At 68.0% G+C, this 7954-nt stretch carries 7 protein-coding genes; all 7 read left to right on the plus strand.

Features of this window, described 5'->3' with window-relative positions; all coding sequences use genetic code 11:
• Positions 1 to 695: Mrp/NBP35 family ATP-binding protein (locus FJ251_11390; protein MBM4118320.1), on the plus strand; the 695-nt coding region annotated here is incomplete at its 5' end.
• A gap of 8 nt (positions 696 to 703) precedes the next feature.
• Positions 704 to 1039, plus strand: a complete 336-nt coding sequence (locus tag FJ251_11395) for a DUF971 domain-containing protein (GenBank protein MBM4118321.1) — start codon at positions 704 to 706, stop codon at positions 1037 to 1039.
• A gap of 355 nt (positions 1040 to 1394) precedes the next feature.
• Positions 1395 to 3257: a T9SS type A sorting domain-containing protein gene (locus FJ251_11400; protein ID MBM4118322.1), complete on the plus strand. Its 1863-nt coding sequence runs from the start codon at positions 1395 to 1397 to the stop codon at positions 3255 to 3257.
• A gap of 262 nt (positions 3258 to 3519) precedes the next feature.
• On the plus strand, positions 3520 to 4485 hold the full coding sequence (locus FJ251_11405; protein MBM4118323.1) for an NAD-dependent epimerase/dehydratase family protein: 966 nt from the start codon (positions 3520 to 3522) through the stop codon (positions 4483 to 4485).
• A gap of 47 nt (positions 4486 to 4532) precedes the next feature.
• Positions 4533 to 5729 carry a glycine C-acetyltransferase gene (gene kbl / locus FJ251_11410; GenBank protein ID MBM4118324.1) on the plus strand — a complete coding sequence of 399 codons (1197 nt, stop codon included), beginning with the start codon at positions 4533 to 4535 and terminating at the stop codon, positions 5727 to 5729.
• Positions 5730 to 5884: 155 nt separating this feature from the next.
• Positions 5885 to 6502, plus strand: coding sequence for a hypothetical protein (locus tag FJ251_11415; protein MBM4118325.1), 618 nt, complete (start codon positions 5885 to 5887; stop codon positions 6500 to 6502).
• A gap of 90 nt (positions 6503 to 6592) precedes the next feature.
• A partial coding sequence (locus FJ251_11420) for an ABC transporter ATP-binding protein (GenBank protein MBM4118326.1) occupies positions 6593 to 7954 on the plus strand: 1362 nt, incomplete at its 3' end.

The raw sequence follows: 7954 nt of genomic DNA on the forward strand, positions 1-7954 counted from the left end.
GGGGCGTGGGGCTGATGGACGCGGACATCTACGGGCCCAGCGTGCCGGCCATCCTCGGCATCACCGAGACGCCGCAGGTGGTCAGCGGGCACATCGTGCCCGTGCTGAAGCACGGCGTGAAGGTGATCTCGATGGGCTTCTTCATCGAGGAGAAGCAGGCCGTGGTCTGGCGCGGACCGATGCTGGCCAAGGCCCTCGACGAGTTCCTCGGCAACGTAGCCTGGGGCGAGCTCGACTACCTGATCGTGGACCTGCCGCCCGGCACCGGCGACGTGCAGCTCTCCCTTTGCCAGAAGCTCGCCCTCACGGGCGCGGTGATCGTCTCGACGCCGCAGGACGTGGCGCTCCAGGTGGCGCAGAAGGCGATCACCCTCTTCGAGATGCTGAAGACGCCCGTGCTCGGCATCGTCGAGAACATGAGCTTCTACACCTGCCCGCACTGCGGCGAGCGCGACGACATCTTCGGCAACGGGGGCACGAAGCGCGCGGCCGAGGCGATGGGCCTGGCCTTCCTCGGCGAGCTGCCCCTGGCCACGAGCATCCGCGAGCGGGGCGACCGCGGCCTGCCTAGCGCCCTCGACGGCGAGAGTCCGCAGGGCCGGGCCTTCCGCGCCGTGGCCGAGCAGGTGGCCGCGCAGATCAGCATCCGCACGCTGAAGGGCGAGCTGGGTGGGGAGATCAAGCTGAGCTTCTAGGAGGCGGCATGAGCGCAGACCTTCGCAGCACGCCGCGTGAGATCGCGCGGGCCGGCGCGCACGATGTCGCGATCGACTGGGCGGACGGGCACCGCAGCGTCTACCCCGCGCGGCTGCTGCGGCTCTCTTGCCGCTGCGCGGCCTGCGTGGACGAGGTGAGCGGCGCGCCGCTGCTCGACCCGGTCGGCGTGCCGGAGGGCGTGCATCCCGTGAAGCTCGCCCTCGTGGGTCACTATGCCGTGCAGCCCGTCTTCAGCGACGGGCACGCGACGGGGATCTTCACCTTCGAGCACCTGCGCGCGATCTGCCCCTGCCCGGACTGCGCCAGCCCCGGTTCGCGGTAGGGGTTCCGCCGCTCACCGAGCCGGCCTGGCCCGCGCCCCAGGCCCCTCGACAAGCGCGCTCCCAAGGTCAGCAGTTGCGGACTCTCGAAAGTAGCCTGCGTTCACCTTTCCCGGGGCGTCAGACCCTCCAAACATGCTAAAATGACCCGGTATCGCTCCGGCCTGCGGCCGCAGGTCAGGCTCGTGTCCTGCCCCATGGGAGGGATCCATGAAGCGTCTTCAGATCGTCCTGGCCGCTGCGCTGATCATGCTCCTCAGCGCGCAGGCCTTCGCGCTGGTGCCTCGCACCGTCATTGCCGAACTCGCCTCGGCCACCTGGTGAGTCTACTGTCCGCGTGCATACGCCGGCCTGGCCGTGATGTCGGGCCGCTACGACGGGACTGAGTTCAACTCCATTCGCTACCTGAGCTCCAGCGGCGGCGGTCAGGGCAGTTGCCCCGACTCCATGACCCGCATCAGCTACTACAATGTCGGCGGTTTCCCCACGCTGGTCTGGATGGGCACCGAGGTCCTCGTGGGCGCCGGCACGGACGTCATCGACGGCGATCCCTACGACGCGATCGTGCAGGCGCACCTGGCCGACGCCACGCCCTGGAAGATGGAAGTCACGAGCTTCTCCTGGGGCCCCGCGCCCTTCGCCACCGTGCGCATCGAGCTCGAGGACAACGTCGCCAACATCGCCAACACCTTCCTGCGCGTCATGGTGATCGAGAACGACCTGCTCTTCGGCGGCGAGGCCGAGACGGACGTCCTGCGCGACATGATCGCCGAGGTGCCGATCACGATCAACACGGCCGGCCAGGTGCAGACGCACACGGCCAACTTCACGATGGGTCCGGGCTGGCTGCCGGCCAACATGCGCGTCGTGGCTTTCATCCAGCGCGACGGCGACAAGTCGGTGCTCCAGTCCTGCAACTCGATTCCGACCGGCGACTACGCCTTCCGCTACTACTCGCTGGGCGACCGGGTGACGGTGGCGAGCGGCACCCACGAGTTCGGCGACTTCGCGCTGTTCAACGTGGGCGACGCGACCGACACCTACGACCTGACCCTGGACACCAGCGCCATGCCGGGCGGCTGGAGCGCCTACATCACCGACGGCGTGAGCAACTACAGCGCGCTGCAGGTGACGCTGGCTCCCGGCGAGCGGGCGCTGTTCAACGTCGGCATCACGACGGGCGCCCCGGGCGGAGGCAAGGCCAAGCTCGTCATCCACAGCCAGGGCAACCGCACGGACAACCGCTCGCTCAGCTACAGCGTGATCACGCCCGACACGCAGGTGCTGCTGGTCGACGACGACGGCGCCGACAACTTCGAGACGGCCTACTACGGCCCCGCGCTCGCGACCACCGGCCGCAGCTTCGCGATCTGGGATCGCAGCGCGGCCCCGCTCACCGGTGCCCTGCTGACCAACTTCGACGTCGTCGTCTGGAACGCGGGCTTCGCCTATCCCACCCTGGATGCGGCCGACCGCGCGGCCATCGGCGCCTATCTGGATGGCGGCGGCGCGCTCTTCGTGAGCGGTCAGGATGTGGGCTGGGAGCTGGCCACGCAGATGGGTGCCGGGGTGCTCGCCTGGTATCGCCAGTACCTGCACGCCAACTACGTGATCGACGACACCAACGACTACACGCTCGACGGCGTGGCCGGCGACCCGATCACGAACGGGATGAGCATCGTGATCCAGGGCGGCGACGGCGCGAACAACCAGGAGTACCCGGACGCGATCAACGCCTACGATGCGTCGGCGCACGTGATCTTCAACTACAGCGCCACCTACAAGGGCGCCATCGCCGCGGACACGGGCGTCTACCGCGTGGTCTACCTGGGCTTCGGCTTCGAGGCGATCAGCACGCCGGCCAACCGCGCGCTGCTCATGCAGCGGGCCCTGAACTGGCTGAACCCGGATCTCACGGGCGTGCCTGTGGAGCCCGCGGCCATCGCGCTGCGCCTCGAGCAGAACCTGCCCAATCCCTTCAACCCGAAGACGACGATTCGCTTCGCGCTGCCCAGCGCAGGCGACGCGACGCTGTCGGTCTTCGACGCCAGCGGCCGCCGCGTGGCGACCCTGCTGGACGGCCCGCAGGCTGCGGGTCCGCAGGAGGTGGTCTTCGCGGGCCGCGACGACGCGGGACAGCCGCTCGCTTCGGGGATCTACTTCTATCGCCTGCAGAGCGCTGCCGGGGAGGAGACTCGGAAGATGCTCTTGCTGAAATAGGCGCACCTCCGCGTCTCTGAGCGCGCGTTGTTTCGCGCGCGAAGGGACATGGAGGAGCGACTGATTCGGGGAGGGGGCCCTGCGGGTCTCCTCCCCGTTTTCGTTCCGGGGGGCGGTGGAAGCCGCGCCCGCCCCCATCTTGATTCCCGGGTCCCGTTGGACTACTTTCTCGCGGGTTTCCGCGGGCCGGCCGCCCCCGGGGGCGGGCCCGGCAGCGTCCGTCCACATCCATCCAGCGAGGCTAGGCATGGCCACCCGTCAGATGAAGCGCATCCTGGTCACCGGCGCCGTCGGCCAGATCGGCTCCGAACTCACCGTCGCCCTGCGGGCGAAGTTCGGCGGCGACAACGTCATCGCCACCGGGCGCAAGACGCAGCCCAGCAAGGAGCTGCTCGAGGGCGGACCCTTCGCCTTCATCAACGTCTCGAGCAAGGACTCCGTGGCCGAGGTCGTGGACAAGTACGAGATCGACACCATCTACCACATGGCGGCGATCCTCTCGGCGGTGGGCGAGGAAAACCCGGCCCTCTGCTGGGACGTGAACATCAACGGCCTCAAGAACGTGCTCGACGTGGGCGTGGAGAAGAAGCTGGTGCGCATCTTCGTGCCCAGCTCGATCGCGGTCTGGGGTCTCGGCGCGCCGCTCGAGATGACCCCCAACGAGACCGTGCTCAAGCCGACGACGATGTACGGCGTCACCAAGGTGGCTGGCGAGCTGCTCGCCGACTACTACGTCAAGCGCTTCGGCCTCGACTGCCGGGGCGTGCGCTACCCGGGCATCATCAGCCACGAGACGCTGCCGGGCGGCGGCACCACGGACTACGCCGTGGCCATCTACTACGACGCCGTCAAGCAGGGCCACTACAGCTGCTTCGTGCGCGAGGACACCGTGCTGCCGATGATGTACATGCCCGACGCCATCAAGGCCACGCTGGACCTCATGGACGCGCCCTTCGAGCGGCTCACGCACCACAACGACTTCAACATCGCGGCGATGAGCTTCTCGGCCGGGGAGCTGGCGGCGAGCATCCGCAAGGCGATGCCGGCCTTCAAGTGCGAGTACAAGCCGGATCGCCGGCAGGCGATCGCCGACAGCTGGCCGAACTCCATCGACGACAGCGCCGCGCGCGCCGAGTGGGGCTGGCGTCCGGCCTACGACCTCGACGCGATGACCAAGGACATGCTGGCCGCCCTCCAGAAGAAGCAGGCGGCGGGCCTCTTGGCCTGAGGCTCCCCTTTCCAACGACACGCCGCGCGAGCGGGCAGGAGGATTCCATGTTCGACAAAGTGCGCACCGAGCTGAAGACGACCCTGGCGGAGATCGAGGCCGCGGGGCTCTACAAGCGGGAGCGGATCATCGTCAGCGACCAAAAGGCCGCGATCAAGCTGAACACGGGCGTCGAGGTGCTGAACTTCTGCGCGAACAACTACCTGGGCCTGTCCAACAACAAGGAGATCATCGCCGCGGCCAAGGCCGGCATGGACACCCATGGCTTTGGGCTCTCCTCGGTGCGCTTCATCTGTGGCACGCAGGATATCCACAAGGAGCTCGAGGCGAAGATCGCCGAGTTCTTCCACACCGAGGACACGATCCTCTACACGAGCTGCTTCGACGCCAACGGCGGCCTCTTCGAGGTGCTGCTCGGCGAGAAGGACGCGATCATCTCGGACGCGCTGAACCACGCCTCGATCATCGACGGCGTGCGCCTGTGCAAGGCGATGCGCTACCGCTACAACAACAACGACATGGTCGACCTCAAGGCCAAGCTCGAGGAGGCCAAGGCCGCCGGCGCGGGGCGGATCATGGTCGCCACCGACGGCGTCTTCTCGATGGACGGCATCGTCGCCCAGATCGACAAGGTCTGCGACCTCGCCGACCAGTACGGCGCCATGGTGATGGTCGACGACTCCCACGCCACCGGCTTCTTCGGCCCCACCGGCCGCGGCAGCGTGGAGCACAGCGGAGCGCTCGGCCGCGTCGACGTGATCACCTCCACGCTCGGCAAGGCGATGGGCGGCGGCTCCGGCGGCTTCACGACCGGCCGCAAGGAGATCATCGACCTGCTGCGCCAGAGGAGCCGGCCCTACCTCTTCTCGAACACGGTGGCGCCGGCCATCGTCGCCGCGGCGCTGAAGACGCTCGAGATCATCATGGCCAGCACGGCGCTGCGCGACAAGACCGAGGCCAACACCAAGTACTTCCGCGAGAAGATGACCGCCGCCGGCTTCAACATCGTGCCCGGCGTGCACCCGATCGTGCCCATCATGCTGGGCGACGCCAAGCTCAGCCAGCAGTTCGCCGACGCCATGCTGACCAAGGGCATCTACGTGATCGGCTTCTTCTACCCCGTGGTGCCCCAGGGCAAGGCGCGCATCCGGGTGCAGATCTCGGCCGCCCACGAGCGGGCGCACCTGGACAAGGCGATCGCGGCCTTCACGGCCGTGGGCAAGGAGCTAGGGGTCATCCGCTAGGGCCTTTGCGAAAACTTGACTTAGCCGGACTTGTCGCTCTGGTATGGAAGATGGTAGAATGGAGTGTTCCGCGAGGGTTGGTCTGGAAGGCCGGCCGCGCGGGGCTACGCGCGTACCTGTTTACACACCACGAGTCGCACCCTAGGGGGAATGGCATGAAGAAACTGCTTCTGCTTCTGGCCTTGGTCGCGCTGGCGGTGCCCGCCGCCGCCCTGACCTACACCTACGGTTGGGAGGACGGCACCAGCACCCTGCTGTCCGTCTTCCCCCTGTCACCGCCCGGAATGCTCGCCTACAACGTGACCGGGCCCGATCCCGTTTACGGCGGTACCTACAGCCTGAAGACCGTGGACAACTCCACCGGCACGCCTCAGGGCTACGTCGTCTGGATCCGCGGCCTCATGAACGGGGATGTCGTGACGGCCAGCGTCGCCCGCTACGATACCACGCCGAACGCCCAGCCGAGCGGCCGCATCTGGGGCCACTACAACGACAACCCGCTGGACGTGAACGGCTACAACGGTAGCGCCAGCGGCAACAGCGACTACGGCCTCGGCCTGGGCTGGGACATCACGAGCTACACCTGGACGATGACGGGCGGCCACACGGGCCTGGTCGTCGAACTGCGCACCTACACGGATCCCGGCTCCACTGTGTGGTGGGACAACCTCGAGGTGGTGGTTCCCGACCGTACGGGCATCTTCGTCGAGTTCCCCGGCGGCTACATCCCCGTCGAGGACAACACGATCAGCAGCATCAAGGCGCTCTACTAGTCTAGACTGCAGCGATCCGCACTTAGGCACCTCACCTGCCTCGGCGGGTGAGGTGCCTTTTTTCTCGGCCTGCGCGGGGAAGGAGTCCCCATGTGGTGGGACCGCGACAGCAGCGATCTCGATGAGGCCGGCCGCCTGCCGACCTGGGAGATGTTCCGCCGTCTGCACCCCTACGTGCGTCCGCACCTGGCCGCCTTCCTGACCGCCTTCGCGCTCGGGCTGGTCGCCGTGGCGCTGCACCTCGGGCAACCCTTGGTACTGCGTCATATAATCGACGTGGACGTGCCCGGCGGCGACCGCGGCGGCCTCTTCCGCTCGGCGCTCGTCTACCTGGCGCTGATGGTCGGCATGGGTCTGGCCACCGTCGTTTCGAGCATCCTGCTCGGCAAGGCGGGCGTGATGGCGGTGAACGCCATCAAGCGCTCGCTCTTCGCGCACTTCTTTCGGCTCGGCGTGCTCTGGCTCGAGAAGCTGCCCGTGGGCACGCTGGTCAGCCGCATCGAGTCGGACAGCCAGCGCCTGGTCGCCCTGACCAGCACGATGATGATGCAGATCCTCCACGCCACGGGCACCCTGGTCGGCGCGCTCTTCGTGCTTGCGAAGCTCGATCTGCGCCTCTTCGGCGTGGCGGCGGTGGTGATCCCGCTGATGCTCGCGGGCACCTTCGGCATCTTCCGCCTGATGCGCCCGCGCTTCCGCAAGGAGCGCTCGCTCTACGCCAAGCTGGTCGGCCTGCTCGCCGAGACCATCCCCGCCGCGCGCTTCCTGCAGGCCGTGGGGCGCACCGAGTGGGCGCGCGGGCGCGTCGCTGCCGAGAACCGCCGCTACAACCGCTTCTCGGTGAAGCTCTACTTCCTCGAGTACGGCCTCTTCCACGGCCTCGCCTTCCTGGAAGTCGTGATGACGGTGATCGCGCTCTGGCTCGGCGCGCGCTGGGTCGAGCAGGGAACGGTGACCGTGGGCACGCTGGTCGCCTTCGCGCAACTCATCGCGCAGATCTACTGGCCGATCATCGCGCTGTCCGAGCAGCTCGCCGAGATCCAGCGCGCGGGTGGGGCGGCGGACCGCATCTTCCAGATCCTCGACACGGCGCCGGCCGTGGCGGCGCCCGCGGGCCACGAGCCCGTGCCCGTGCCCGAGCGGCCGGCCCTCATCCGCTTCGAGCAGGTGGGCTTCGCCTACGAGCCCGGCCGGCCCGTGCTCGCCGGCGTGAGCTTCTCGCTGGCGGCGGGGGAGACCGTGGCCCTGGTCGGGCCGACGGGCGGGGGCAAGAGCACGCTGGTGAGTCTGCTCTGCCGCTTCATGGACCCGACCGAGGGGCGGATCGCGCTCGACGGCAACGACCTGCGCGACTTCGACCCGCGTGAACTCAGGCGGCGCTTCGGACTGGTGCTCCAGGACCTCTACCTGTTCCCGGCCAGCGTCGCCGACAACCTGCGCGCCTTCCGGCCC

Source organism: bacterium, assembly GCA_016873475.1.
GTDB lineage: Bacteria > Krumholzibacteriota > Krumholzibacteriia > JACNKJ01 > JACNKJ01 > VGXI01.